Raw genomic sequence first — 25,477 nt, 5'->3', positions numbered from 1 at the left:
TTTTTTTTATCACTCCGACAGCTGTGCTATACAGACATCTATCTCTCTTATTAAGGCATTTATTTTGAGCTTGGTTTCCCTTTTATATTCGTCACTGCCGAGCATTGCGTTTGCATTTTTGAGTGCACTGAATTTTTCTTCCCATTGCTTTAATTGATCGTTTTGAATTTCAGAATTAGATTCTAAATTCTTTATTTTTTCCTTAAGATCGGCATTTTGCTGCTTCATCAAATCATATTTATGGAGCAGTTTACTAATCCTATTCTCAAGAGAATCAACAATTTCAATCAAATTACTCATTATAATTTTACGCAATACTTCGTTACACAAAGTTAACATACCAATTGAAAAAACCCAATAGTTTTTAAACTAATTTTAAAGCTAAAAGATCTAACCAATCAAGTAATTAATTTATAGACTTTTAGTTTTTCATCGACCATCACTTTAATTTTAACCTCTAAATATTTACATTTACCTTCTATGCGAGTTTTTACATTATTATTACTCAGTTTTACTATTATTGGGTATGGTCAAAAGAACGTTCCTACTGATTATTTTTCAAATCCTTTGGATATCCCTCTGGCAGTATCTGGAACATACGGAGAATTAAGATCTAATCATTTTCATTCTGGTTTAGATTTAAAAACTAACGGAGAAGAAGGTTTACCTGTATATGCAGCTGCTAGCGGTAATGTAAGCAGAATAAAAATCTCTCATTTTGGATATGGAAAGGCTATCTATATTTCGCATCCGAATGGATACACAACGGTATATGCCCATCTTCAGAAATTCGCACCAGAAATAGAAGCATACATAAAGAAACGACAATACGCAAAAGAATCCTATGAAATTGAGCTTTTTCCTAAAGCTGGCGCCTTGTCGGTAACCAAAGGAAAAATAATTGCGTATAGCGGAAATACGGGAGGAAGTGGCGGTCCGCATCTTCATTTTGAAATAAGGGATGCCAAGGCAAGACCAATGAACCCCCTTACTTTTGGTATCCAAGTAAAGGATACCAAAAAACCTATAATTAACAGCGTATGGCTGTACAGTTTAGAAGAAAAATCACATATTAACGGAAACCAAAATCCTTCGAAACTTAGATTGATTCCATTAGACAACGGAAATTTCAAAGCTGAAGGTGTTACCGCTATCGGGAAAATTGGCATTGGAGTATCTACTATCGACCAACAAAATCTTGCTGCTAATAAAAATGGTGTTTACAAAATCACTACCGAAATCAATGGTCAGGAAAATTTTTCTATGGAGATGAAACGATTTTCATTTTCCGAAACACGTTATATAAATAGATTGATCGATTATGCTCATTACAAGAAAAACCGGAGTAGAATTACCAAGTTGTTTATTGAAAAAAATAATCCTCTCAGCATCTATAAAAATACAGTTGACAAAGGTATTTTCAACATCGAAGATAGCTTATCTTATACTGCAAAAGTTTTTGTAAAAGATTTTAATAATAATACTACAGAAATAAGTATTCCTATTCAAGGAAAAAACATTGAAAAAATCACTAAAAAAGAAATTGTCAAAACACCCTATTTCATACAACCTTCAGAAAACTTTACTTATAATTCAGGAATATTTGATTTATACATACCTAAAGGAAGTCTTTATGAAAATGCTTACCTAGATATTGCTACAAATGGTGATACCATTAAAATTCATGAAGACGAAATTCCGTTGCATAAAAACATGACCGTTGTTTTTGATGTAGCTAATTATAGCGAAACAGATAAGAAAAAATTATACATAGGACGACTTGGTTATAACGATAAACATTATCACGTAAAAACGAATAAGAAAGGGAATCGTTTTTCTACCAGAACAAGAACTTTAGGAAGTTATTCTTTATTCACAGATAACGAAAAACCAACTATCGTACCTATTAACGTTTCTAGTAAGAAATGGATGTCAAAAGCCAATTTCTTAAAAATTAAAATTGACGATACAGATTCTGGAATTAAAAGTTATCGTGCTACGATCAATGGAAAATTCGTATTAATGGAGTATGACTATAAAACTGGAATGCTTGTTTATGATTTTAATGATAAAATAATTTCAGAAACAGAAAATAAATTCAAACTTATCGTGTTAGATAAAGTAGGAAATAGTACTACTTTTGAAACAACATTCTTTAGAAAACCGTAAATACACATACTCTTTGAAAAATCTACCCGTTCTTTTTGTTTTTCTTCTTGTTATTTTAAGTCACTCGATTATTGCTCAAGAAGCAGTTGTAAAAGGTGTGGTTCTAGACGAATCCAACAGGCCTGTTGCTAACGCAAATGTATCTTATGAAACCTCTGGCACTAAAACGGATGAAAATGGTGTTTATGTATTAAGCATCCCTGCCAATAAAGACATTACCATTAAAATTAGCCATGTTGGACTAAAGGACATCACCTTTACAATTAACTTACAAGAAAATCAGGAATACGAATTAAATCCAGTATTAAAGACGGAATTTGAACAGATAAGTGAAGTAATTATTACCGGAAGAGAACGAAAAGCCGTTGAAGGAATCACAACTTTGGATCCCGAAACCATTCGGATTACCCCTTCGGCCAATGCGGGTGTGGAAGGATTACTTAAAACTTTACCCGGAGTAAGCTCCAATAATGAATTAAGTACGCAATATGCCGTACGAGGAGGTAATTTTGACGAAAACCTAGTGTACGTTAATGAAATTGAAGTATATAGACCGTTTCTAATTAGATCTGGACAACAAGAAGGGCTAAGCTTTGTAAATACCGATCTAGTAAGAAATGTAGATTTTTCTGCTGGTGGCTTCCAATCAAAATATGGTGATAAATTATCATCAGTATTAGATATTACTTATAGAAGACCTACACGCTTTGATTTATCTGCTGATTTGAGCCTACTTGGAGGAAGTATATCTGCTGGAGGTATTACAAAAGACAAGAAATTTGCTGGTGTAGTTGGTGTTAGGTATAGAGATAATAGTTTGCTTGTTGATGCTAGGCAAACCGAAACCAATTTCAGACCTAGATTTGCAGATGTACAAACGTATCTTTCTTATAACTTTTCGAAGAAATTTGAACTTGGATTCCTTGGAAACATCGCTATCAATAGATATGACTACGAACCACTTACCAGGAGAACCAACTTTGGGCCTATCACCGATCCAATTGCATTAACTGTTTTTTATGACGGACAAGAAAGAGATCGTTATCAAACATATTTTGGAGCTTTAAAAGGAACCTACCAAGCGAATGAGAATTTGACCCTTAAATTAATAGGATCAGCATACCATACACAAGAACAAGAGTATTTCGACATATTTGCTGCTTATTTTCTTGGCACAGTAAATACTGATATTGGAGGTGAAGATCTGGGAGAAGCCGAATTTAATCAAGGTGTTGGATCACAGCTAACGCATGCTAGAAATGATCTGGATGCGCTTATCTTTAATATAGAACACAAAGGTACTTACATAGCTGATGAGCATCAATTTGATTGGGGTGTAAAATATACCTCTGAAGATATTCGAGATAGAATTCAAGAATTTGAAGTGATAGATTCCGCAGGGTTTTCAATCCGTCCACCAGGAACTTTTGTAAATGATCAACCTTATAATCCAAATGCAAGTCCAATTGTACCTTTTAACAGTGTACGAGCAACTAATATGGTAAACATTGATCGTTTTTCTGGATATGCTCAATATAGTTTACGTACAAATATTAAGGATCACGAAGTTTGGGCAAATGTAGGAGTTAGAGCTCATAATTGGAATGTATCAGGAGAAGGAATAAGTAATTCTTCTCAAACAGTTTTTAGTCCTCGAGCACAAGTTGCTATCAAACCTGATTGGAAATCAGACATGGTATTTCGTCTTTCTGGAGGATGGTATCATCAACCTCCGTTTTATAGAGAATTAAGAGATCTGCAAGGAACTGTACAACCTGATGTAAAGGCTCAGCAATCGATTCATATAGTTGCAGGAAATGATTACAGTTTTAATTTATGGAAACGACCTTTTAAGCTTACAACAGAACTCTACTATAAGAAATTAACCGACGTTAATTCTTATACTATAGAAAACGTTCGTATTAGATATAGAGCAAATAATAATGCTGAAGCTTATGCAGCTGGTTTTGATCTAAGACTAAACGGAGAATTTGTTCCTGGAACAGAAAGTTGGTTTAGCCTAGGTTTATTAAAAACTGAGGAAAACTTAGACAATAGAGGTTATATAGCTAGACCAACAGATCAAAGGATTAAGATTGGAGCATTATTTCAGGATTATGTCCCAACCATTCCAAATCTGAAAATGTATCTTAACCTTGTTTATCAAACTGGAGTGCCAGGTGGTTCTCCCACCAACGCAGATCCTTATGATTTCCAAACACGTTTAAGAGATTATAGAAGAGCGGATTTAGGTATTTCTTATATTGTAGTGGATAATAAAATTAGAAGAAAAGAAGGTAGCTTTTTCAACAACTTTAAAGATTTGAGTATTGGATTCGAAATTTTCAACCTTTTTGACAACCTAAATTCAATAACAAATACATTTGTTAGGGATGCAGCTTCTCAGAGACAATTTTCGATTCCAAACTTTTTAACACAACGAGTTTTTAATGTGCGTTTAGGAATGAGATTTTAGTTTTCTACAAACTCTTTTAAGACCTCAATTACGTAATCGACTTCTTCTTTTGTATTATACTTGGAAAAAGAAAACCTAACAGAAGGCTTTTGCATGTCTTCGTCAGATAAAATCTCTGCCAAAACATGAGATCCTTTACCACTTCCACTTTGACAAGCGCTTCCTTTAGAACAAGCGATTCCTTTAATATCCAACTGAAACAATAAAATTCCAGCTTTTTCCTGTGAAATTGGTAGGCAGACGTTAATCAAGGTATATGTACTATGTTCCAAATCGCAGCAATTCGCATTAAACTTTACACCAGCTATTTGCGTCTTCAATTGATCAACAAAGTATTGTTTTAGATTCGAAACATACAGCTTCTCTTCATCCATATGCTCATAAGCTAACCTTAATGCTTCATCCATTCCAACAATATTGTGAACACCTTCTGTTCCTCCTCTATATCCTCGCTCCTGCTCCCCTCCATAGATCAATGGTTTAAGTCCTGAGTTCTTTTTTATGTATGCAAAACCTACGCCTTTAGGACCGTGAAATTTATGAGCACTTACTGCAGTAAAATCTACTTCTAATTGATTTAGGTTTACATCTAAATGACCAATAGATTGCACCATATCACTATGAAAAAGCGCTTCGTGAGATTTACACAATGCACCTACCCTTTCAATATCCAAAATAGTCCCCACCTCGTTATTTACATGCATTAAACTCACCAAGGTTTTAGCGCTAGAATCTTCCAAAAGTTTCTCTAAATGTTTATAATCAACAACTCCATTTGATTCTATATCTACATAACAAACATCAATATCTGTATGCAATTGAATTTCTTGCACCGTATGCAGGACTGCATGATGTTCTATCTTAGAAGTGATAATCCTTCGAACACCTAAATCTCTAACTGCACTATTTAATGCTAGATTATCAGCTTCTGTACCTCCAGAGGTAAAAATAATTTCAGAAGCTTTTACACCAAGATATTTAGCAATATTTTTTCTAGCTTGCTCAATATGATTCTTTGCAGATCTACCAAATCCATGTGTCGAAGAAGGATTTCCATAATCTTCTCTTAGCACAGTAGTCATTTTCTCAATTACTTCGGGGCGTAATTGTGTCGTAGCAGCACTATCGAAATAAACCTTTTGCATTAAATTCAAAAATTTAGTTAATGACTCTTAGAAAAATATGATAACCACAGAAATAAGAAAAACATATTATCATATTCTTATTTTTAGTAGCGCAAATCTAATTCAAATAAAATTATTTTCCACACTGCACGTTATAATCTTTCAATTCCTTTATTTTTGTTCAGATTTGTAAAAAATTACCAAAATTGTGAACATCTGACTATTTTAATCGTCTTTAAAGCAGGTTCTATAATTACATTTGGTATTAAGGACGTTTTATAGGGTTATTAATCAAAATATTTTAAGTGAAAAAAATTCTGTCCACTTTTATCTTTTTAATCATACTTTCCTGTGATGATGGTGATATCATTGTCACTAGTTTTGAATTTGACGATGTTGATCTACAACTTTGTGAAGGTTCAATAACTGATGAATTCGTTTTTTTTAAAATAAACACTTCTGTTAATGAGGCGATTGCTTACCGGTTTATAAACGATACTTATTCTCAAACATCAGAAACGGAAAACGATATTATCATCGACCTAAACACTGATCCAGATAATAATCTTATTTACAGACAATTTAACTCTGCCATTACTGCAGATTACTATTGTAGCAATATCCCTGATAGTAGTATTGGCGTTACCGATGAACTTATCGGAATCGGTGGACAAGCTGTTATAACTAATGTTATTGTTAGCGAAGATGATAATGATGGAGTAGAATCAACTCTAGAAAGTCCTAATGAAATTGATCCAGAAGCGGATCCTGATGGAGATGGAGTACCAAATTACTTAGATGATGACATGAGCGACCCGGCAATTGGGAATGAAGATGCTACTGCAGATTCATTGGGTATTGAAGCAGGTTATAATTCTGATGAAGATCAAATTCCAGACTTTAGAGATCAAGATGATGACAATGATAATGTACTAACCAGTGTAGAATTTCGTAATACAGACCCTAATAGTACTGAATTATTTGAAGATAGCGATGGAGATGGAGTCCCTAATTTTAAAGATATTGATGATGATGGAGATGGAATTTACACGATAAACGAAGACGTAAATGGAGACGGAGATCCGAGGAACGATGATACGGATGGTGATGGATTACCGAATTACTTGGATGAAGATGATGATGGAGATGGAATAAATACTATTGATGAAAATGCCAATCCTGATAATGATGGCAACCCTGTTAACGCCCAAGATACAGATGGCGATGGTTTTCCTGATTATCTGGATGATAATACTAGTGATCCAGTTATTGGTCAGGTAAACGTAAACGATGAGAATCTACCTGTATTAGACAATACGGTAATCACAGTTTTTAGAACTACTGTTACCATTACCAATTTGATTCTTAATGAGGAAAATGATCAATTTACTGATGATAATTTTTCTTTTGGTTTCAGAGATGAAACAGTATCGATTACTACTCCAAAAAATGACTAGCACCATGATTAAAAAAATTTATATAATTATTTTAGTACTTTTTTTTGCAAGTTGTAGTGAAGGAGACATTCTTGAAATTCCTTTAGACATTTTTAGTGATGACGAGCTCCAAAATTGCTCAAATGAAAATGATAATACATTTGTTTTTTTCGTAATAGATCAGGACACAAACAGATCTCTATCTGTAAATTTCACAGATTCTAGTTTCGAAATCGAACCTGCAACCGTTGCAGATGTTTCTGTAGATGAGCCCGTAGTTATAACTTTAAACACAACTACAAATCAACTATTATATAGAGAGTTCGACACTTCAATTAATGGTGATGATTATTTTTGCAATAGTGTACCAATAAGTAATGTTAATGTTACTCAAGAATTAGTTAGTTCTAATGGGACTGTAGATATTAGCTATGTTCTTCAAAACACAACTGCTACAGAAACCACATACGAAAGAACAGTTACTTTAAACGACGTTACTTTAGAAGGCAATGGCATTGGAATTCGCAGAGAACTTTTAGTATTAGGAACTGACACTGTAACTGTGACCAACTAAACACTATTTTTTAGGATTTTGAACAATATAAACTTCCATCGCACCTAAACCATATTTTTTATAATCTGCGTCGGAAATTCTAAGATTATCATATCGCCCAAACAAATAACGTAGCTCTTCTTTTAATACTCCTTGTCCTACTCCATGAATAAATATTACATTTGGGATACGTTTGCTAATGGCAAAATCCAATTGTCGTTTCGCTGTATCTAATTGCAAGGTAACCATATCATGATTAGACATTCCCTTAGTTGATTTCACCAATTTATGAATATGCAAATCGACTTCCATTGCTGGAACATTTTTTTCTTTAGGTTTTGCCATTGGTCTTTTAGGCTTTTTTCTATAAACTTCTTTATGTTGAAGATTTTTTTGAACCTCCTCATAAGACGGTACTAAAGAATTACCAGATTCCTCCCTTACCAGCTCATTTTTCATAAAATGCATATTAAACCCATCATTAGAAGCTATAGTAATCTCATCTCCATTAATTGAAATAACCTTACCACTAATAGGCTCATCTAAAACTGATACAAAATCACCAACTTTTATCATAGTATTTTATTCTTCTTCCTCCGATACTTTGGATAATGCAGGATCTATTTCTTGAGACTTGCTAGAAACAGAAGTGTTCACAATAAACAAACCAGTCATTAAACATACAATCCCTATAGCTTGCAAATAATAGTTCTTTGCAGGAGAGGCTAATTCTAAAATTAAAAGAATAGCTCCTGCAAGAATCAACACAATACTAAAAATTCTCTTGAGTTTTGTTTTATCCATATCGCAAAAGTATCAAATATTAGATTTTTTATACACATTAATTTATAGAATACTCAAATTGTGTATATTGTAGGTCTGAAATAATTAACACCCCTATATTCTAACGTTTGTCGTTTCAATAAATACTAATTATTAATTAAGTTTATATATATGGAAGCTAATCAACCAAGACCTAACAATCACCTAGCGTTGGCAATCATTTCTACAATTTTATGTTGCATGATCACAGGTATTGTAAGTATTATTTATTCAACTCAAGTAAATACAAAATATGATGCTGGAGACTACGAAGGAGCCGTCACTGCCTCAAAAAATGCAAAACTATGGGGTCTGATAGGTATCGGAGTAAGTCTTATTGGCTGGGTGCTATACTTTATCTTTTTTGGAATAGCAATCTTTTCTGGAATGAGTCAAAGTGCATTTTAAATTACCAAATAAAATTCTAAAATATGGGTACTTGTTAGCACTAGTACCTATATTTTTTTTAGTTCAGTACTACTACTTACATGATCCAGAATCTCAAACTGGTGATGGTTTTTTTCCTAGTTGTATTTTTCACTCTCTTACAGGGTATCATTGTCCTGGCTGTGGAAGTCAACGTGCAGTACACGATTTATTGCATGGTCGCATTTTACAAGCATTACAACACAACCTTCTTTTTGTAATCTTAACAGTTGTATTGGGCATTAAGGGATATAAGTATATTGCTAAAACGTTTTTTAATAAAACGGTCACAGATTGGACTTACAATAAGTATTTTACAATTGCCATATTTTTAATCATTATCTTTTATTGGATCTTAAGAAACATAGCTACTCCTCCGTTTTGTTATTTGGCTCCATAAAAAAGAGCGGAACAATCGCCCCACTCTTTTATAATTTACATTCTAGTAAAAAAGGTATTTCTATTCAAACTCTTTAAGTGTATTTTTAATGATACCTACACACTCCAGCAATTGCTCTTTATTCATTACTAATGGTGGTGCAAAACGAATAATATTACCATGAGTTGGTTTTGCCAATAAACCATTTTCTTTAAGGGCCACACAAATATTCCATGCTGTCTCACTTTCCTCATGATCGTTAATTACGATCGCATTTAACAATCCTTTACCTCTAACTAGGGTAACTATATTTGACGTTTTGATATACTCGTTCATTTCAGCCCTGAATAATTCCCCTAATTCAAACGCATTCTCCGCGAGTTTCTCATCTCTAACCACTTCTAAAGCCGCTATAGCTACTGCTGCAGCCACAGGATTACCACCAAACGTACTACCGTGATTACCTGGTCGTATAACCTCCATAATAGCATCGTTAGCCAGTACACCTGAAACAGGATACGCTCCACCACTAAGAGCTTTCCCTAAAATCAAAATATCTGGTTTTACATTTGGAGTACCTGAACAATTTTTATCACTACAAGAACAATTACCGCACGTTGCCAATAACCTTCCTGTTCTTGCGATACCCGTCTGTACTTCATCTGCTATAAACAAAACATTGTGTTTTTCACATAACGCTTTAGCTTTAGCTAAATAATCTTCTGACGGTACGTAAACTCCTGCTTCTCCTTGTATAGGTTCTACTAAAAAACCAGCTACATTTTTATTAGCCTCCAAAGCTTCTTCTAATTGCTTCAGATTATCATACGCTATCTTTATAAAACCTGATGTATAAGGTCCGAAATTTTTTCTTGCTACCGGATCATTAGAAAATGATATGATGGTAGTAGTTCTACCGTGAAAATTATTCTCACAAACTATTATTTGTGCTTCATTCTCATGAATACCTTTTTTCTCATAAGCCCACTTCCTACATATCTTTAGAGCAGTTTCGACAGCTTCAGCACCTGTATTCATAGGTAACAGCTTGTCAAAACCAAAAAACTCTGATGCAAATTTTTCATATGCACCTAATTTATCATTATAAAATGCTCTTGATGTAAGTGTAAGTGTTTGTGCTTGTTCCATCATTGCACCCACAATTTTTGGGTGACAATGTCCTTGATTTACTGCAGAATACGCACTTAAAAAATCATAATATTTCTTTCCTTCAACATCCCATACATATACCCCTTCACCTTTACTTAATACCACTGGTAAAGGATGGTAATTATGAGCTCCATACTTGTTTTCTAAATCGATTGCTTGTTGAGAAGTTAATTTTTCTAAAACAGCCATTTTTAATAATTTAAATTGATAAAATAACCATTCCTTCTGTACCTTTATCCTTTCGCAAATTCCGATAGTTATCGGAACGAAAATTCAGCGTGGGAGAGAAATCATCCCTAAGAAAAGCGCAAATTACTAAATCTTTATGGATTATTTAATTTTCATGTCTCTACAGCATACAATTTTTAATTATTCAAAATAATAGACGATTTCCATGATTATTCTTTAACATCATCTTTTTCAGAAAGACTATTCATTTCTTACTAGCTAAAGAAGAAATCTGTAGTTCTAATCTTTTAATTTCTCTAATCAAGGCATTCTTGTCTATTTGTAACCAAGAATATATTTTAAGCATTGATGCAACCATAATACTCAACAAACCAGCTACACTCCATTTTATAAGCTCGTTAGTATTTTCTGTTTCTAAAAACTTTACAATACAATAAATAAATAGACCAAATGCAATTAAGTTAACGATATTCATAATGACTATGATCCACCTATTTTTGGTCTTATATAATCCCCCTATCATTTCAAAAATAGTTTGTTCGTCTAAATCATCATAGAATTTAGCTTCTTCTTCAGTTAGTGTTTCTTTTATTAATTTATCAATATCTTCCATATCAGTATTCATTATTTTTGGTTTTTAAAATTGATTTTAATTTTTCTCTTGCAGTGAACAAGCGGGATTTTACAGTTCCTAAAGAGACCCCTACAATCGTACTTATCTCCTTTATACTATACTCTTCTTTGTAAAAAAGATTTAAAATCATCTGTTGCTCGATAGATAATTTTCTAATTGCCTTTTTCAATAATTGCTTCCTATTTTCAGATTCATCAATTATCTCATATTCTAAAATTGGAGGATTTATTTCTTTCAAATAGGAATCTAATACTTCTTTCTCTTTCTTATTTTTACGAAGCCAATCAATAGATTTCCTATTTACTATAGACAATGCCCAGCTACCAAAACTATTGGTATTCTTAAGATCTGATATTTTTAAAAAAATCGTATTCCAACAATCTTGGGTAATGTCTTTAGAAATATGCATATCTTTTACATACCAATTTGCTTGCTTACACAACTTTTTATGCCACCTTTTTACAAGAATTGTAGCCGCCTTCTTATCTCCCGATTGGCATCTCAAAACCAATAAGGAATCAAATATTTTATCAGCATCTTTCATGGTAACCTTTATACTATAGACGTAGAAATAAATTTTAGGTTCATTTTTTTCAATCTTTTTATAAGATATGTTGAATATTTAATAAGTATATGGTTTCTATTCTTATTTTTGCGCTATGGCCAGAAAGAATAGAAAGAAGGTTTTTGAAAACATAGAAGTGATCGATGCTGGTGCTAAAGGAAAAAGCATCGCCAAAGCTCCAGACGGGAAGATTATATTTTTAAACAATGCAGTTCCTGGAGATATAGTCGATATTCAGACTATTAAAAAACGAAAAGCTTATTATGAAGGATCTGCTACAGTTTTTCATAAAAAATCTGAAAAAAGGGTTACTCCTGATTGTAAACATTTTGGAACTTGCGGTGGATGTAAATGGCAATTCATGGCATACGAACATCAATTAGCCTATAAAGAACAGGAAGTGGTTAACAACCTAACAAGATTAGGAAAAATTCAACTACCTGAGGTTACGCCTATTTTAGGGTCTGAAGATCAATTTTTTTATAGAAATAAAATGGAATTCTCCTTTAGTGACAGCAGATGGTTAACACTAGAAGAAATACAAAGTGATACAGAAATTGAAAATAGGAACGCATTAGGGTTTCATATTCCTGGAATGTGGGACAAAATCTTAGACATAGATAAATGTCACCTACAAGAAGACCCTAGTAACGCTATAAGAAATAAGATTAAAGATTTTGCTACGCAAAATGACCTTGCATTTTATAATGCCAGAAATCAGAAAGGTTTTTTGAGAACTTTAATGATGCGTATTGTTTCAACTGGTGAAATAATGGTATTGATTCAATTTTTTTATGAGGATGTTGAAAAGAGAACTTTATTATTAGATTACATTATTTCAGAATTTCCAGAAATCACATCCCTACAATATGTAATCAATTCTAAAGGTAATGATACAATTTATGATCAGGAAGTGATTTGTTATCATGGAAAAGATCATATTGAAGAAGAGATGGAAGGACTTCGTTTTAAAATAAATGCGAAATCATTTTATCAAACGAATTCCAAACAAGCCTATGAACTCTATAAAATCACCCGAGATTTCGCAGGTCTGAGCGGAGAAGAATTAGTTTACGATTTATATACAGGTACAGGAACTATAGCTCAGTTTGTTGCGAAAAAAGCGAAAAAAGTTATTGGTGTAGAAGCGGTGCCTGAAGCAATCGAAGATGCTAAAGCAAATGCAAAACATAATGGAATAGACAATGTAGAGTTTTATGTAGGGGATATGAAAAAGGTATTTACAGCTCAGTTTATTGCAGCACATGGACAACCGGAAGTTGTGATCACTGATCCTCCTAGAGATGGGATGCACAAGGATGTCGTAGGACAATTACTCAATATATCACCAAACAAAATTGTATATGTAAGCTGCAATAGTGCAACACAGGCAAGAGATTTGTCGTTATTAGATAGCATGTATAAGGTCACCAAAGTACAACCTGTAGATATGTTTCCACAAACACATCATGTGGAAAATGTGGTTTTATTAGAAAAAAGATAGAAATGAAATTATATAAAACTCTTACTATAATCACTTGCTGTCTTAGCGCTATGTATCTCTGTTCTAGTTGCGAACGTGATGATATCTGCGCAGAGGACACTCCTACTACTCCATTCTTGATAATCAAGTTTATGGATTTTGATACTCCAACCGATATTAAGCGCCCAGATGAACTTCAGGTAAAAGCAGAGGGTTTTGATAGAACTGAATTCTATGAAACGAATCAAGACTCTATATTGATACCATTACGTACAAGCACTCTTCTAACCAACTTTGAATTTACTATTAATTCTGATACTGAAGATGGTGGAGATGATCCAAATACGGATGTAGTTAGTTTTCAATATACACCAGTTGAAGAGTACGTAAGTAGTGCTTGTGGTTTTAGAGTAGTATATAACGGACTTGGAGAAACCTTAACACAAGAAGGTGATCAGAATTGGATTAAAGATATAATAATAGAAGAACCCGATGTTATCGATGAAACAAATGCGCATATACTTATTTTTCACTAGCATCCTAATTTCAGGTATTATCCACTGTCAAGAAGAGCCTAATCTTACTGCAAGAGATACTTTACCTCCATCAGAAAAATATGGTTTAAGAGTTGGTGTAGATATTGCACGATTTATAAGAACCGCTGTAAACGATGATTATTCAGGATTTGAAATCAATGCCGATTATAGAGTATATAAAAACTATTATATAGCTGCAGAAATAGGTAATGAATCTCTACTGAGAGACGAAACTAATATAAATGTGGAAGGATCCGGAAGCTATGTGAGATTAGGAATTGACTATAATACTTATAAGAATTGGTATGGAATGCAGAATAGTATTTATGCTGGACTTAGATATGGGTTTTCTACATTTGACCAAACTTTAAATGACTATAATATATTTACTGGTACGGATTTTTTTGATACTCCTGATAATCTAGAAAACTTCAGAAATGAAGGAAGAGAATCAACGGGCTTAACAGCAAGCTGGATAGAATTAGTTTTAGGGCTTAAGGTTGAATTATTTAAAAATATCTATTTAGGTGCGAATGTATCTTTAAGAAGAATTGTTAATGAACAAGATCCTACAGGATTTGAAAATTTATTCATCCCTGGATTTGGAAGAACTAATGATTTCAGTGAATTTAATGTTGGATACACCTATACAATTAGTTACTTAATCCCTTTTTATAAAAAGAAAAGATAATCTAGTTTAAATCTATTTTTGGAATTTTGCTTTTTTACTTCCTGAGTACATTTCGTATTTCACCAATCGAGATTCTAGTTTACCATTAAATACCTTTATTTTTCTAGAAGGTCGAAGCCCCACATATTTTAGAGCTTCGAGATTAGAAGTAATAAACCAAGCGTTGGTATTTGGATATTCTTGTTTTAATGTATCTCCTATTTTACCATAAAATTCTTCTTCATTAAGTTCTAAACGCTCGCCATAAGGTGGATTAAACACCATATGTAATTTACCTTCTACTTCTTTAGAACTTTCAAAAAAGTTTTGATGTTCGATAGTAACAAAATCGGAAAGATTAGCATTTTCTACATTTTTTTTCGCTTTTCTTATTGCAGAAGGTGCTTTATCAAAACCAACAATTTTATATTGAAATTCTCTAGTCTTATTCAAGCAAGCAGCTTCTATTTTTTCAAACAAATCCATATCCCAATCCAACCACTTTTCGAAAGCAAACTCTTTACGATTTAGATTAGCAGGAATATTACAGGCTATCATAGCAGCTTCTATAGCGAGTGTCCCACTACCACACATAGGATCTAGAAAATCAGATCTTCCATCCCATCCAGATAGCAATAACAAACCTGCTGCCAAAACCTCATTAATAGGCGCTATATTTGTTGCCGTTCTATATCCTCTATGGTGTAATGACCCTCCAGAACTGTCCAATGACACAGTACATAAATCCTGCTGTATGTGTATATTGATAGTTAAATCTGGATAATCTGTATTTACATTAGGTCGTTTGCCTTTTTCCTTTCTAAATTTATCTACAATTGCATCTTTCGACTTTAGGGAAACAAATTGCGAATGCCGAAAAATCGTTGAATTCACTGTAGTATAAATTGCAAAGCTTTCATTTTCATTCAAATACTCTTCCCAACGAATAGATTGTATAAAATTATACAAATCTCTCTCGTTCCGAATTTTTTTCGTGCCAATTGGTTTTAAAATCTTTAATGCAGTTCTCGTACAAAGGTTAGCCTTATACATAAATCCTTTATCTCCATAAAAACTAACCATCCTATTCCCTACTTGCACTTTTAGGGCACCTAAATCCCTAAGCTCTTGTGCTAATATTTCTTCAAAACCAAAGAAGGTTTTGGCCACCATTTTAAATGAATTGCTCACTATCTTCTAATTCGCTATTATTAAACGGCAAAAATACATTAATTTTGCGCCCTATGCTAAAAGATTCTACAATGTGGTATGCATCTTGGTTTGATACACCATATTATCATATATTATATAAAGATAGAGGTCATGAAGAAGCGCAGCAATTCATGGACAACTTAAGTAATTATTTAAATCTAGAACCTGGAGAAAAATTACTTGATCTTGCTTGTGGAAAAGGAAGACATAGTATCTATCTTAATCAATTGGGTTTTGATGTTACAGGAGTGGATTTATCGAAAAATAGCATAAAATATGCTTCTCAATTTGAAAACGAAACACTGAGATTTAGAGTACATGATATGTCTAAACCTTATCATGAAAAGTTTTCTGGAGTTTTTAATCTATTTACGAGTTTTGGATATTTTGAAAAAGAAGAATGCAACCTAAGCACAATTAAAGCTATAAAATCAAATTTAAACGAAACTGGATTTGGAGTAATTGATTTTATGAATGTAGATTATGTTATTGATCATCTTGTACCAGAAGAAACTAAGGAAGTATCAGGAATTACCTTTCACATAAAAAGATATGTAAAAGAAGGATACATCCATAAAGAAATTAGATTCGAAGACAATAATGAAGACTATTTCTTTACAGAGAAAGTAAAAGCAATAACATTAGAAGATTTTAAAGCATACTTTAACGAAGCTAAAGCAGATTTAATTGACATTTTTGGAAATTACCAACTCCAAAAATTTCACAAAACCAATTCTTCTAGACTCATTCTTATTTTTAAATAGTGTATCACCACATTTTTTCCATATTAGCAGTTTTTGTAGGATCTTTAATTGTATATATATTTAAGCCTAGCAATCAGAAAAACCTAAAATTACTTTTAGCATTTAGTGGTGCTTTTTTATTAGCAATTACTATATTCAATTTATTACCCGAAGTTTTCGAAGATCATCAGCACGCCAAACAAACAGGTGTTTGGATTATGATTGGAATTCTTCTGCAAAAGATATTAGAGTATTTTTCGAAAGGTGCAGAACACGGACATATTCACCTTCAGAAAAAGACAACAAGAATCCCTAAATTGTTATTTATAAGTTTAGGTATTCATGCGCTTTTAGAAGGTTTTCCTATTCATCATACAGAAGGAATACTTGTGGGAATTATAGTTCATAAAATTCCTATTGCTATGATTCTAACAACATTTTTAATTAATACTCAAATAAAAAGAACTACCATACTTGGTTTACTTTTCATTTTTGCTTTAATGACTCCTTTGGGAACATTGATTTCAGAACATTTTGAAGCGGTACAAAAATATTATAAGGAAATCACAGCTCTTGTAATTGGTATTTTTTTGCATGTATCTACAACCATATTATTTGAAAGCAACGAAGGCCATAAATTTAATATTACTAAATTGATGGTTATTCTAGCGGCCACAGCATGTGCTTATATTATATAGTATGTTTAGCAAAGAGGAATCGAAAAAAATAAGACAGGAATTTTGGACCAATTTTGGGATTGAGTATCCAAGAAAATGGTTGTTGTATAACACCAAAATTAAAGATGTAACACTTAAGTTTACATTTACTACCAAAATTGCTCAAGTATCTATTGATATTGAACCACATGATGATCTTATTCGAGCATATTATTATGATAAATTTTTAAGCCTGAAGAATATTCTTAAAGAAGAATATATAAGCAACATTATCTTTGATGAACAATATATTCTAGAAAACGGTAAAGTAATTTCTAAAATATATATCGAGTTACCAGGTGTAAGTATTCATAACAAAAAAACATGGGAAACAACAATGAAGTTTCTAAATACCTACATGAACAAACTTGAAAACTTCTTTTTAGAATACAAGGAAATTATCCAAGATTAACATTATGATATTTTTAAATATTTTTTATAACAATTTTTTAATTTTAGTGCTAAAATTTTAATAAATTCTCATTTTTAGTAGTTTTTCTTATCTTAGGAGTAACTAAAACACAAACTCAATAATTATGAAAAACTATGTTAACTCCATAGCAATTATGCTATGTGCATTTTTATGTCTTCAATGTACTAAAGAAAATAGCTCTCCAGAAGCTCAAGAAATCGGTATAGAAATACAAAATGAAGATATGCTATCTGGTAAATTAGACACTAATAATAGTACTATCGAGTATTCTGTAAAAGCAATATCTGAGCTCGAATTTAAAGTATCAATATCTATTGATAAACGGAACATTGATGCTCTCATTGATTTTAGTAAAGAAAAAATGAGCATTGATGGACATGACAATAATTTTTCTGAACCTCAAAAAGAAGCATTACTTAATACAGGAAAAATCATCTCAGACTACCTACTAGATTCTAAAAAGGGAGAAATCTCAATGGCAGAATATACTTTGCTAACATTAATGGAATATTGGGGTAAATCACCTGTTGGGTACATCTATGCAAAAAGGAGTATTCAATCACCATCAAATTCTATGAATCTAAAAAGTAGAAATGAAGGAATTACATGTATACGAAAAAACACATACGTAACAGCAGAATATGATGATTCTAGCGGTAATCATAGAGATCGTGTAAAAGTTGGAAGTAAACCAAAAAGGAATTATGGTTGTATGGGAAGATGTGGTGCTGATTGCGGAAGATGGTGGATTCCTAGTGCCTGGACAAAAGATTGTATGGATCATGATCAATGTAGTAATGTGAATAATGCAAGTGGCGGAAGCAGTGATCGTAATTGTGGTGATGAGTTTAATGAAGCAGCCGATGATTATGTATTTGGTGTAATACGAGGGTGTAGAGGATAAATCCGATCTCTTTAAATGTAGAATAAAAAAAGGAGTACTCTTTGAAGTACTCCTTTTATATTATACTAATTCAATAGCTAGTTTTTACTAATCTTAAATACTTTCTTTTTTGAAGAAGATTCAATTTGGAAAAAATAAACACCTTTGTCCAGATCATTAATATTGAGTTGTAATTTAGCACTTTGGTTATTTGATTTAATATTTTTTAGTATTCTACCATTAATATCAAAAACTACAACCGATGTAATCAAACTTTTACTTTCGATATGAATATAATCTACCACAGGGTTAGGGTGTATAGTAAAGAATGAAGTCTCTTCTGTAAATTCTTCGATATCTAAAAGCTCAATTACTTCTGTGCTTACAACATTAGTAATAATAGGCACATTAAAATCGAAATAAATATTAGCGTTTCCAGTTATAATATCTCCAACGGCAATACCATCTTTAGGTTTTATTCTAAACGCCACGAAACCATTGCTCCCATTTAAATCATCTTGTTCGGCAGGGAGATTAATATCATCAAAAATAAACTCTACAAAATCGCCATTAGTAATCTGTGTTCTATAATTATGGCTCGCAGATAATGGCTGAATCGTACTCCAATCAAGATTTTCATTTAATCTATCCGTAATTCTAACATTAATTGCACTGGCAGTACCTGTATTTTGAAAACGAATTACATAATCCAAATAATCAGATGCTTGCTCTACAAAAATCTCAGCACCCTGCAATACTAGTTTATCATTAGGATCATAAGAATTAACCACTGTTTGTTCTATGGTATAAAAATTATCGTCTGGTATTTGATCTACCTGATTAGTGGTAATTGAGGAAGTAAAAGTCAAAACATCTCCATCATTAACCGAAGGAGGAGCAAACGTAGACATCTTAATATCAACAGTTCTAATTTCAAATGGTTTTAGATTTGCGTAATCAAAAGTAATAGAATTAGAAAACACATCAGTTTCAGTAGGAATAGAACTTATAAAAGATTGCTTACCAGCGTCAAATTGAAAAGTTATAGTTCCGTCCAAAGTAGTAATTCCTTTATTTTGATACACAACTTGGTATTCAGCATCAAAACCGGGTCTGGCTTCTGCAATTGGAAATACTAGGATCTCCACATCACTGATATTACTAGTGTTAGATACAAGACAAAAGTCTATTACCTCTGTATTTCCAAATCCCGAGAAGATCGTATTCTTGGTTATGGGAGAGGCCTCAACAAAATCTGGGAGCATAGATACTGAAGTATCGTAGGTATTATCACCTAAAAATAATCTATAGAAACCTTTATTATTCGTAAACGTGGAAAACTCATTTGTTCCATCAGAGGTTGTAACCTTAATATTAGGTGTAAAAAGATCAGTAGGATCACACCCATCAAGAAACTCATCGAAAACTATATCACCTTCGATTACATTATAGTTAATACTATTTTGTGAACAGTTATCTACAAAAAAGGTTAATGGTTCCTTATTGGTAAAGTTATTCACTGCATAATCCAAGTCATCTACGCATATAGTCTGTAAGTTGGGAGAATCCAGAGCATAAAAATTTTCAGAAGTAATATTTTGATTATTCCCATTTTTCAGATTTACACTTTGTAAATTGTAATTATTACCTACACTAACTATAGATAAATTAGGATTATTAGATAGATCCAAGTTAATAATTGAGGTTCCGAAAGAATTAAAATTAGACAACAACTGGTTTTGAGAAACATCGATTTCTTGAATAGGATTAGTACCTAATCTTAAAGTTTGTAAATCTAAATTCTGAGTAACATCTAACGATGTTAACTGATTTGTATGACAGACAAAATCATTCAACTTTAGATTTTGAGATACATCTAATAAAGTTAATTGATTGTTACTACAATTTAAAGATTCCAAGTCGGCATTTTGGGTAACATCTAATTCTGATAGTTGCATATTAGCACAATCGAACTCTCTTAGTTTGGTGTTATTGGAAACACTAATATTAGATAAGTCATTGGAACTAATAAATAATCTTTCTAAAAGAATATTATTACTTATATCTATCTCTGTCAAATTATTTTCCCAAATTGATAATTGTTTTAGTTCCAAATTATTTGATAAATCTATATGGTTTAAATCATTCCTCGATATCCAAAGTATTTCTAAAGCTGTATTTTTCGAAATATCGATATCTGATATTTGATTCCTAGAAAGCCAAAGGTGATTTAACTTAGTATTTTGTGTTACATCAATATGAGTTAATTTACTACTAACACATTCTAAAAATAGTAGTTCGGGATTTTGTGTTACATCAATTTGAGCTATATTATCATCGCCAAAACGTAAACTCGTAAGAAGAGTATTCTGAGTAACATCAATATCAAGTAATTGATTGCTTCCTACTTCTAATTCTCTCAACATAAGATTTTGAGAAACATCTATGGTAGTAAGCTGATTTCCTCCACAAAGAAAGTTTTCTAGATTAGAAAACCCAGATACATTAATATTTGTTAGTACATTAGAATAGCAAATCAATGTTCTCAAACTAGAACCATCTAATATCCCCAAATTGCTTATATTATTATTACTTACATCTAAATATTCCAAATTTGTAAAATACTCAATTCCAGTAAGATCACTTATTTTTTCGTTCTCTGGGGCTGAAAATTCACTTGAAACGTCTAAATAAGTAACGAATAAAGCTTCACTTTCTTGAATTTCACCATCATTATTAAGATCCGCATCTATAATCTCATCGATTCCACCAATAAAATGAGAACTATTTGGATCTTGATCAAGTTCTATTATATCTCCATTAATCAAAGCACTTTTTAAATTTGAATCTGGGATATTTATAATATCATTTTCTGTGTTAGAAATCGCAATAATATGAGTAGCAGAATTAGGATTGGATATCACAAAGTAATAAGTTTTGCCAGCAATCAATTCCAACTCTATAGAATTTCCTGCGGCACAATCTAAACCAGTTACCAAAGTTAAATCAGAATCAGAAGTTGCATCCGTGGTATCTGACTCATATGCTAAAACGATGGAGTTTATACCATTATCTGTTATTCCAATCATAATAGATTCATTGGAAGCTGGTAAATATTTATAATACACTCTAGTCAACACATTACTGAAGTCACAATTATTCATTCCACCACCAGAGCTAGTTGTTGCTAAATCTGTACGTACAAATTGGTCCACAAAAGGTAAACCATCTATTATTGTAGCATTTTGAATATCATCATTTGACGGCGTCTGACCAAAAGAAAAGCCTACTGATAAAATTATAAATAAGACTGAGTAATTTAATTTCATATTCTGTTAGTAATTTTAAAAATAAAAACAACGTATATACTAAGTATCATAAAAAGTAAAAATGTTACCTCCATTTATTTATTTTTTTGATGTGATAAAAAATGACATCGATCAAATCTTGTTAAATTCTCCTATTTTAATATTAGTTAGTATAATAAGATCTATAACTATAGCTATCATTAATCTATGATTTTGGTCTGGTTACTTTATTTTCATATGACAAATTTCCAGATAAATATGAAGTGAAAAACACTTCCTGCCAGAACAAAAAAATGCCAAATCACATGATTAAAATTTAGTTTTTTAACCGCATAAAAAATAATCCCAACAGTATAAGCTAAACCTCCATAAATCAAATACATGATTGCATTTTTACCAACTATTTCTGTAAGTTGTGAAAAATCTATCACGATTAACCATCCCATTAATAAATAAAGAAGAACCGAAACAACTTCGTATTTACCAGTGAAAAACAACTTCAAAATAGAACCCAAGAGTGCTAACGACCAAACTAAAATAAAAAGCAACCATCCCTTACTATGTACTAAAGCTATTAGGGTTACAGGAGTATAAGTTCCTGCAATTAATATATATATCCCTACATGATCCATGATTCTTAATTTATTCTTTAAATTAAGATCTCTTATATAATGATATAGTGCAGAAGAAAAATATAAAACAATTAAAGATACTCCATATATGCAAATTGAAAATTTGCTGAAAGGTGTTTTGCCATTATCATAAAATATCAATACAAATAGACCTAATATTGACATGATAAATCCTAAACCATGACTTAACCAATTCCACTTTTCTTCTAAATCAGATTGTTGTTTCATTAAACACAAAAATAAAAAAGTGATTTGTACTTACTCAAATATATTACTTGTAAATATCAATTAACAATGTAAGAATAAACTTATTTTAATTATCATGAAACGTAAAAAATTACACTTTAACCGTATTTAATAAGTATTTAAACCGTTATTTTGTTTTTTTTAACTATATTTGATTGCCCTAAAATCTGTCATAAACAATGAAAAGTACTAAAATAGCCCAGTATTTTATATGTTTCGTATGTATTAATCTATTTCATTCTACCATATACGCAAATCAATATGAAGAAATGTCATTTTCGGAACTTACCTGTACAATTACAGATACCGAAGAACATTTAAACTCCATTGGAAGAGCTAATGGTGTTATGATAATTGAAAGGATTATTGATGTTTCTTCTAAATTCAATAGTCAACAGGAATATTATATTAAGGGGTATGCATACAATTTACTAGGTAATATCTATTATTCAAACAAAGAATACAAAAAAGCCCTAAAAGAATATAAAGTTGCTGAATTATTTATAAAAGAACTAAAGGATAATTCTGAACTTACCATAGATGTAAACAACAATCTTGCATTAGTATATCTAGAAGGCTTTAATAAACCTGGAAGAGCTTTAAAAAGAATTAAAGAAATCTACAAATATTCTGAAGATTTAGACATGCATTCCTTGCATGTAGTGGAACTTAATTTGGCAAACATTTATTTAAAAACAAGAAATTATAGAAAAGCATATTCTTTATTAGAGAAATGTCAAAAATATTTCAGAAACAATTCACAATACCCAGTTAATCTATTAAACACTTATACTAGGTTTGGAGAATACTTTGTGATTCACAAAAACTATAGCAATGCTATTCGGTATTTCGAAATGGCTGCCTCAATTGCAGAAAAAAACAAAATGTTCAGACAAGCTATGACTGTTTACAAAAAGTATGAAGATTTGCTTGTTAAACTAGGAAGGCAAGATAGAGCCTATGCCATTTTAAAAAAATACACAACACATCATGAAACTGCACTAGAAATAGAAAAATTAGAAAATAACGAGTTTAAAGAAAAACTAGTTGTTAGTAATAAGAATAATACTATACAAACAGAAAAAGCAAAACAGTCACAAAAAATTTCAATTTTCACATTATCCTTATTAGTATTATGTTTGATTCTGTTTTGTTTCTTTATTTATAATCATAGAAAAACAAAAATTCTAGGTGAATCTTTAGCCATTAGGAATAAAGAACTTAAAATTTCCAAAGAAAAGTCCGACAGATTAGCTGCTGTTAAAACAAAGTTCATTTCTACTGTAAGTCATGAGCTTAGAACTCCGTTATATGGAGTAGTTGGTTTATCTTCTATCCTTATGGAAAGAATTAAAGATGAAGAAAATCATAAATTTATAAAACTAATGAAATTCTCTGCGGATCATCTACTAAACCTTATTAATGATGTATTACAAGTAACAAAAATGGAATCTTACGAGATTACATTAGATAAAACTAGTTACAATATAAAAGGATTGGCAGATGATATCAAAAACTCATTCGAATATCAAGCAGACAAAAATGGAAATACATTACACTTAAATTTTGATGAAAAAATTCCACATCACTTGATTGGAGACCAAGTAAGATTATCTCAAATTTTTATTAATCTTATTAGTAACGCGAATAAATTTACCAAAAATGGAAACATATGGCTGAATTTTATTAATCCAATTGTAAAAAACAACAAAGTAGAAATCACATTTGAAATAAAAGATGATGGAAGAGGTATTCCATTAGACAAACAAGAAATAATATTTGAAAAATTCTCTCAAGCGGATGCCAAAGATCACACCACAGGAACAGGTTTAGGTTTACATATTGTAAAAAATTTAGTAAATCTTCATGGAGGCGATATAAAAATCAACAGTACCCCAGGTAAAGGAACAACATTCTATTTTACGGTAGATTTTGAGATTGATACAACTAAAGAAAATAGTAGTCCTATTAACAAACAAAAAGAATGTATTCCTCTTTTAAATAAAGAAGACTATAAAATACTTATTGTTGAAGACAATAAAATAAATCAAATTGTAACTAAAAATGTTCTAAAAACCAAAGGTTATCCTTCAGAAATCGCTGATGATGGTCTAATAGCTACGCAAATGGTTAAGGAAAATCATTACGATCTAATTCTTATGGATCTGAATATGCCAAATATGGGAGGTATGGAAGCAACTAAAATAATTAGAACATTTAACCCCACAGTTCCTATCATAGCATTAACAGCATCTGACACACAAGACACTGTACAAGCAATTTTAGACCCGAACTCAGGTTTCAATGATTTCTTAAGAAAACCCTATAAGAACGAAGAATTCTTTAACAAAATTGAAACAAATCTAAATGGAGAAATTTCTAAGGCCTCCTAGATTTATATTACTTACCGCATTAAAGATATTAGCTACTGGTTAATATTCTCTTTTAAAAGTCCAAATTTCATTTTTAATTTGGGCTTTTATTTTTGAGATATAGCAATTTATAACACCTACCTCATACCAATCAACAATCATCGAAAGTATTAATCAATTACACAAAGAAGAGCGATCCTATATAAAAGGTGGTTATCCATCGAGTTGTCCATCCAATGGAAGTGGTGCTACTGGTCATAGTTGTAGTGTTGCTTCTCAATGTAGACCCATTCTTCCTGG

General features: G+C 31.7%; 24 protein-coding genes. 14 read left to right on the top strand and 10 right to left on the bottom strand.

All coding sequences use genetic code 11. The features are described from left to right. Nucleotides 1-9 precede the first annotated feature (9 nt). Complete coding sequence (locus tag Q1B37_RS22595) at nucleotides 10-300, bottom strand: hypothetical protein (RefSeq protein WP_299600116.1); 291 nt, start codon at nucleotides 298-300, stop codon at nucleotides 10-12. A 180-nt stretch (nucleotides 301-480) separates the two neighbouring features. On the opposite strand from Q1B37_RS22595, the gene Q1B37_RS22590 reads away from it, so the two are divergent. Next, on the top strand, nucleotides 481-2,169 hold the full coding sequence (locus tag Q1B37_RS22590) for a M23 family metallopeptidase (RefSeq protein WP_299902842.1): 1,689 nt from the start codon (nucleotides 481-483) through the stop codon (nucleotides 2,167-2,169). 13 nt (nucleotides 2,170-2,182) lie between these two features. Then, entirely contained in the window at nucleotides 2,183-4,645 is a 2,463-nt protein-coding gene (locus Q1B37_RS22585; RefSeq protein ID WP_299902839.1) for a carboxypeptidase-like regulatory domain-containing protein, read from the top strand. On the opposite strand, the gene Q1B37_RS22580 is transcribed toward Q1B37_RS22585, so the two are convergent. After that, entirely contained in the window at nucleotides 4,642-5,790 is a 1,149-nt protein-coding gene (locus Q1B37_RS22580; protein WP_299902836.1) for a cysteine desulfurase family protein, read from the bottom strand. The two genes, Q1B37_RS22585 and Q1B37_RS22580, sit on opposite strands and share 4 nt — an antisense overlap. Nucleotides 5,791-6,074: 284 nt before the next feature. Between Q1B37_RS22580 and Q1B37_RS22575 the strand changes: the two genes are divergently transcribed. Next, complete coding sequence (locus tag Q1B37_RS22575; RefSeq protein WP_299902835.1) at nucleotides 6,075-7,226, top strand: hypothetical protein; 1,152 nt, start codon at nucleotides 6,075-6,077, stop codon at nucleotides 7,224-7,226. Between the two features lie 4 nt (nucleotides 7,227-7,230). Then, nucleotides 7,231-7,779: a hypothetical protein gene (locus Q1B37_RS22570; protein WP_299902834.1), complete on the top strand. Its 549-nt coding sequence runs from the start codon at nucleotides 7,231-7,233 to the stop codon at nucleotides 7,777-7,779. Nucleotides 7,780-7,782: 3 nt separating this feature from the next. Here Q1B37_RS22570 and Q1B37_RS22565 read toward each other — a convergent pair whose 3' ends face one another. Both Q1B37_RS22565 and Q1B37_RS22560 read right to left on the bottom strand, forming a co-directional pair. Further along, nucleotides 7,783-8,334, bottom strand: a complete 552-nt coding sequence (locus Q1B37_RS22565) for a DNA mismatch repair protein MutS (RefSeq protein ID WP_299902832.1) — start codon at nucleotides 8,332-8,334, stop codon at nucleotides 7,783-7,785. A 6-nt stretch (nucleotides 8,335-8,340) separates the two neighbouring features. After that, complete coding sequence (locus tag Q1B37_RS22560) at nucleotides 8,341-8,562, bottom strand: hypothetical protein (protein WP_299902829.1); 222 nt, start codon at nucleotides 8,560-8,562, stop codon at nucleotides 8,341-8,343. 150 nt (nucleotides 8,563-8,712) lie between these two features. On the opposite strand from Q1B37_RS22560, the gene Q1B37_RS22555 reads away from it, so the two are divergent. Both Q1B37_RS22555 and Q1B37_RS22550 read left to right on the top strand, forming a co-directional pair. Continuing rightward, on the top strand, nucleotides 8,713-8,988 hold the full coding sequence (locus Q1B37_RS22555) for a CD225/dispanin family protein (RefSeq protein WP_299600099.1): 276 nt from the start codon (nucleotides 8,713-8,715) through the stop codon (nucleotides 8,986-8,988). A gap of 31 nt (nucleotides 8,989-9,019) precedes the next feature. Then, nucleotides 9,020-9,406, top strand: a complete 387-nt coding sequence (locus Q1B37_RS22550; protein WP_299902826.1) for a DUF2752 domain-containing protein — start codon at nucleotides 9,020-9,022, stop codon at nucleotides 9,404-9,406. Nucleotides 9,407-9,466: 60 nt separating this feature from the next. Here Q1B37_RS22550 and rocD read toward each other — a convergent pair whose 3' ends face one another. The 3 genes from rocD to Q1B37_RS22535 all read right to left on the bottom strand — a co-directional run bounded on the left by rocD (nucleotide 9,467) and on the right by Q1B37_RS22535 (nucleotide 11,922). Then, nucleotides 9,467-10,744, bottom strand: coding sequence for an ornithine--oxo-acid transaminase (gene rocD, locus Q1B37_RS22545; protein WP_299902823.1), 1,278 nt, complete (start codon nucleotides 10,742-10,744; stop codon nucleotides 9,467-9,469). A 244-nt stretch (nucleotides 10,745-10,988) separates the two neighbouring features. Then, entirely contained in the window at nucleotides 10,989-11,369 is a 381-nt protein-coding gene (locus Q1B37_RS22540; protein WP_299902819.1) for a DUF6768 family protein, read from the bottom strand. Then, on the bottom strand, nucleotides 11,359-11,922 hold the full coding sequence (locus tag Q1B37_RS22535) for an RNA polymerase sigma factor (RefSeq protein ID WP_299902818.1): 564 nt from the start codon (nucleotides 11,920-11,922) through the stop codon (nucleotides 11,359-11,361). The genes Q1B37_RS22540 and Q1B37_RS22535 overlap by 11 nt, the downstream gene beginning before the upstream one ends. Before the next feature lie 115 nt (nucleotides 11,923-12,037). Between Q1B37_RS22535 and rlmD the strand changes: the two genes are divergently transcribed. From rlmD to Q1B37_RS22520, 3 genes are read left to right on the top strand one after another with little or no spacing between them, the layout of a single operon-like run. Next, nucleotides 12,038-13,447 carry a 23S rRNA (uracil(1939)-C(5))-methyltransferase RlmD gene (gene rlmD, locus Q1B37_RS22530; protein ID WP_299902817.1) on the top strand — a complete coding sequence of 470 codons (1,410 nt, stop codon included), beginning with the start codon at nucleotides 12,038-12,040 and terminating at the stop codon, nucleotides 13,445-13,447. A gap of 2 nt (nucleotides 13,448-13,449) precedes the next feature. After that, on the top strand, nucleotides 13,450-13,962 hold the full coding sequence (locus Q1B37_RS22525) for a DUF6452 family protein (protein ID WP_299902816.1): 513 nt from the start codon (nucleotides 13,450-13,452) through the stop codon (nucleotides 13,960-13,962). Next, nucleotides 13,937-14,653 carry a DUF6048 family protein gene (locus Q1B37_RS22520; RefSeq protein ID WP_299902815.1) on the top strand — a complete coding sequence of 239 codons (717 nt, stop codon included), beginning with the start codon at nucleotides 13,937-13,939 and terminating at the stop codon, nucleotides 14,651-14,653. Before Q1B37_RS22525 ends, Q1B37_RS22520 begins: the two co-directional genes overlap by 26 nt. Before the next feature lie 12 nt (nucleotides 14,654-14,665). Here Q1B37_RS22520 and Q1B37_RS22515 read toward each other — a convergent pair whose 3' ends face one another. Continuing rightward, complete coding sequence (locus tag Q1B37_RS22515; RefSeq protein ID WP_299902942.1) at nucleotides 14,666-15,805, bottom strand: class I SAM-dependent RNA methyltransferase; 1,140 nt, start codon at nucleotides 15,803-15,805, stop codon at nucleotides 14,666-14,668. A 71-nt stretch (nucleotides 15,806-15,876) separates the two neighbouring features. On the opposite strand from Q1B37_RS22515, the gene Q1B37_RS22510 reads away from it, so the two are divergent. The 4 genes from Q1B37_RS22510 to Q1B37_RS22495 all read left to right on the top strand — a co-directional run bounded on the left by Q1B37_RS22510 (nucleotide 15,877) and on the right by Q1B37_RS22495 (nucleotide 18,640). Continuing rightward, nucleotides 15,877-16,608, top strand: coding sequence for a class I SAM-dependent methyltransferase (locus Q1B37_RS22510; RefSeq protein WP_299600084.1), 732 nt, complete (start codon nucleotides 15,877-15,879; stop codon nucleotides 16,606-16,608). After that, entirely contained in the window at nucleotides 16,608-17,285 is a 678-nt protein-coding gene (locus tag Q1B37_RS22505; protein ID WP_366944342.1) for a ZIP family metal transporter, read from the top strand. Before Q1B37_RS22510 ends, Q1B37_RS22505 begins: the two co-directional genes overlap by 1 nt. A 1-nt stretch (nucleotide 17,286) precedes the next feature. Beyond that, complete coding sequence (locus Q1B37_RS22500; protein WP_299902812.1) at nucleotides 17,287-17,715, top strand: DUF4268 domain-containing protein; 429 nt, start codon at nucleotides 17,287-17,289, stop codon at nucleotides 17,713-17,715. Between the two features lie 124 nt (nucleotides 17,716-17,839). Next, on the top strand, nucleotides 17,840-18,640 hold the full coding sequence (locus tag Q1B37_RS22495; RefSeq protein WP_299902809.1) for a hypothetical protein: 801 nt from the start codon (nucleotides 17,840-17,842) through the stop codon (nucleotides 18,638-18,640). Nucleotides 18,641-18,717: 77 nt separating this feature from the next. Here the strand turns inward: Q1B37_RS22495 and Q1B37_RS22490 are convergent, their stop codons facing one another. Both Q1B37_RS22490 and Q1B37_RS22485 read right to left on the bottom strand, forming a co-directional pair. Next, complete coding sequence (locus tag Q1B37_RS22490) at nucleotides 18,718-21,948, bottom strand: T9SS type A sorting domain-containing protein (protein WP_299902806.1); 3,231 nt, start codon at nucleotides 21,946-21,948, stop codon at nucleotides 18,718-18,720. A gap of 212 nt (nucleotides 21,949-22,160) precedes the next feature. Then, on the bottom strand, nucleotides 22,161-22,787 hold the full coding sequence (locus Q1B37_RS22485) for a hemolysin III family protein (RefSeq protein WP_299902803.1): 627 nt from the start codon (nucleotides 22,785-22,787) through the stop codon (nucleotides 22,161-22,163). A gap of 197 nt (nucleotides 22,788-22,984) precedes the next feature. Here Q1B37_RS22485 and Q1B37_RS22480 point away from each other — a divergent pair, with 197 nt between their 5' ends. Then, the gene (locus Q1B37_RS22480) at nucleotides 22,985-25,198 is read left to right on the top strand and encodes an ATP-binding protein (RefSeq protein ID WP_299600076.1); all 2,214 of its coding nucleotides are present in this window, start codon (nucleotides 22,985-22,987) and stop codon (nucleotides 25,196-25,198) included. Nucleotides 25,199-25,477 lie beyond the last annotated feature (279 nt).

Source organism: uncultured Aquimarina sp., assembly GCF_947492965.1.
Classification (GTDB): domain Bacteria; phylum Bacteroidota; class Bacteroidia; order Flavobacteriales; family Flavobacteriaceae; genus Aquimarina.
The sequence above is the reverse complement of the archived record's forward strand: the minus strand, read 5'-3'. Positions and strand labels throughout refer to the sequence as shown.

Excerpts from the sequence above, each read along its gene's own strand:
- Q1B37_RS22580 (WP_299902836.1), bottom strand. The coding sequence starts at position 5,790 with ATGCAAAAGGTTTATTTCGATAGTGCTGCTACGACACAATTACGCCCC.
- Q1B37_RS22535 (WP_299902818.1), bottom strand. The coding sequence starts at position 11,922 with ATGAAAGATGCTGATAAAATATTTGATTCCTTATTGGTTTTGAGATGC.
- Q1B37_RS22595 (WP_299600116.1), bottom strand. The coding sequence starts at position 300 with ATGAGTAATTTGATTGAAATTGTTGATTCTCTTGAGAATAGGATTAGT.
- rocD (WP_299902823.1), bottom strand. The coding sequence starts at position 10,744 with ATGGCTGTTTTAGAAAAATTAACTTCTCAACAAGCAATCGATTTAGAA.
- Q1B37_RS22510 (WP_299600084.1), top strand. The coding sequence starts at position 15,877 with ATGCTAAAAGATTCTACAATGTGGTATGCATCTTGGTTTGATACACCA.
- Q1B37_RS22525 (WP_299902816.1), top strand. The coding sequence starts at position 13,450 with ATGAAATTATATAAAACTCTTACTATAATCACTTGCTGTCTTAGCGCT.
- Q1B37_RS22570 (WP_299902834.1), top strand. The coding sequence starts at position 7,231 with ATGATTAAAAAAATTTATATAATTATTTTAGTACTTTTTTTTGCAAGT.
- Q1B37_RS22485 (WP_299902803.1), bottom strand. The coding sequence starts at position 22,787 with ATGAAACAACAATCTGATTTAGAAGAAAAGTGGAATTGGTTAAGTCAT.
- Q1B37_RS22565 (WP_299902832.1), bottom strand. The coding sequence starts at position 8,334 with ATGATAAAAGTTGGTGATTTTGTATCAGTTTTAGATGAGCCTATTAGT.
- Q1B37_RS22555 (WP_299600099.1), top strand. The coding sequence starts at position 8,713 with ATGGAAGCTAATCAACCAAGACCTAACAATCACCTAGCGTTGGCAATC.
- Q1B37_RS22490 (WP_299902806.1), bottom strand. The coding sequence starts at position 21,948 with ATGAAATTAAATTACTCAGTCTTATTTATAATTTTATCAGTAGGCTTT.
- rlmD (WP_299902817.1), top strand. The coding sequence starts at position 12,038 with ATGGCCAGAAAGAATAGAAAGAAGGTTTTTGAAAACATAGAAGTGATC.
- Q1B37_RS22560 (WP_299902829.1), bottom strand. The coding sequence starts at position 8,562 with ATGGATAAAACAAAACTCAAGAGAATTTTTAGTATTGTGTTGATTCTT.
- Q1B37_RS22520 (WP_299902815.1), top strand. The coding sequence starts at position 13,937 with ATGCGCATATACTTATTTTTCACTAGCATCCTAATTTCAGGTATTATC.
- Q1B37_RS22480 (WP_299600076.1), top strand. The coding sequence starts at position 22,985 with ATGAAAAGTACTAAAATAGCCCAGTATTTTATATGTTTCGTATGTATT.
- Q1B37_RS22540 (WP_299902819.1), bottom strand. The coding sequence starts at position 11,369 with ATGAATACTGATATGGAAGATATTGATAAATTAATAAAAGAAACACTA.
- Q1B37_RS22515 (WP_299902942.1), bottom strand. The coding sequence starts at position 15,805 with ATGGTGGCCAAAACCTTCTTTGGTTTTGAAGAAATATTAGCACAAGAG.
- Q1B37_RS22500 (WP_299902812.1), top strand. The coding sequence starts at position 17,287 with ATGTTTAGCAAAGAGGAATCGAAAAAAATAAGACAGGAATTTTGGACC.
- Q1B37_RS22495 (WP_299902809.1), top strand. The coding sequence starts at position 17,840 with ATGAAAAACTATGTTAACTCCATAGCAATTATGCTATGTGCATTTTTA.
- Q1B37_RS22590 (WP_299902842.1), top strand. The coding sequence starts at position 481 with ATGCGAGTTTTTACATTATTATTACTCAGTTTTACTATTATTGGGTAT.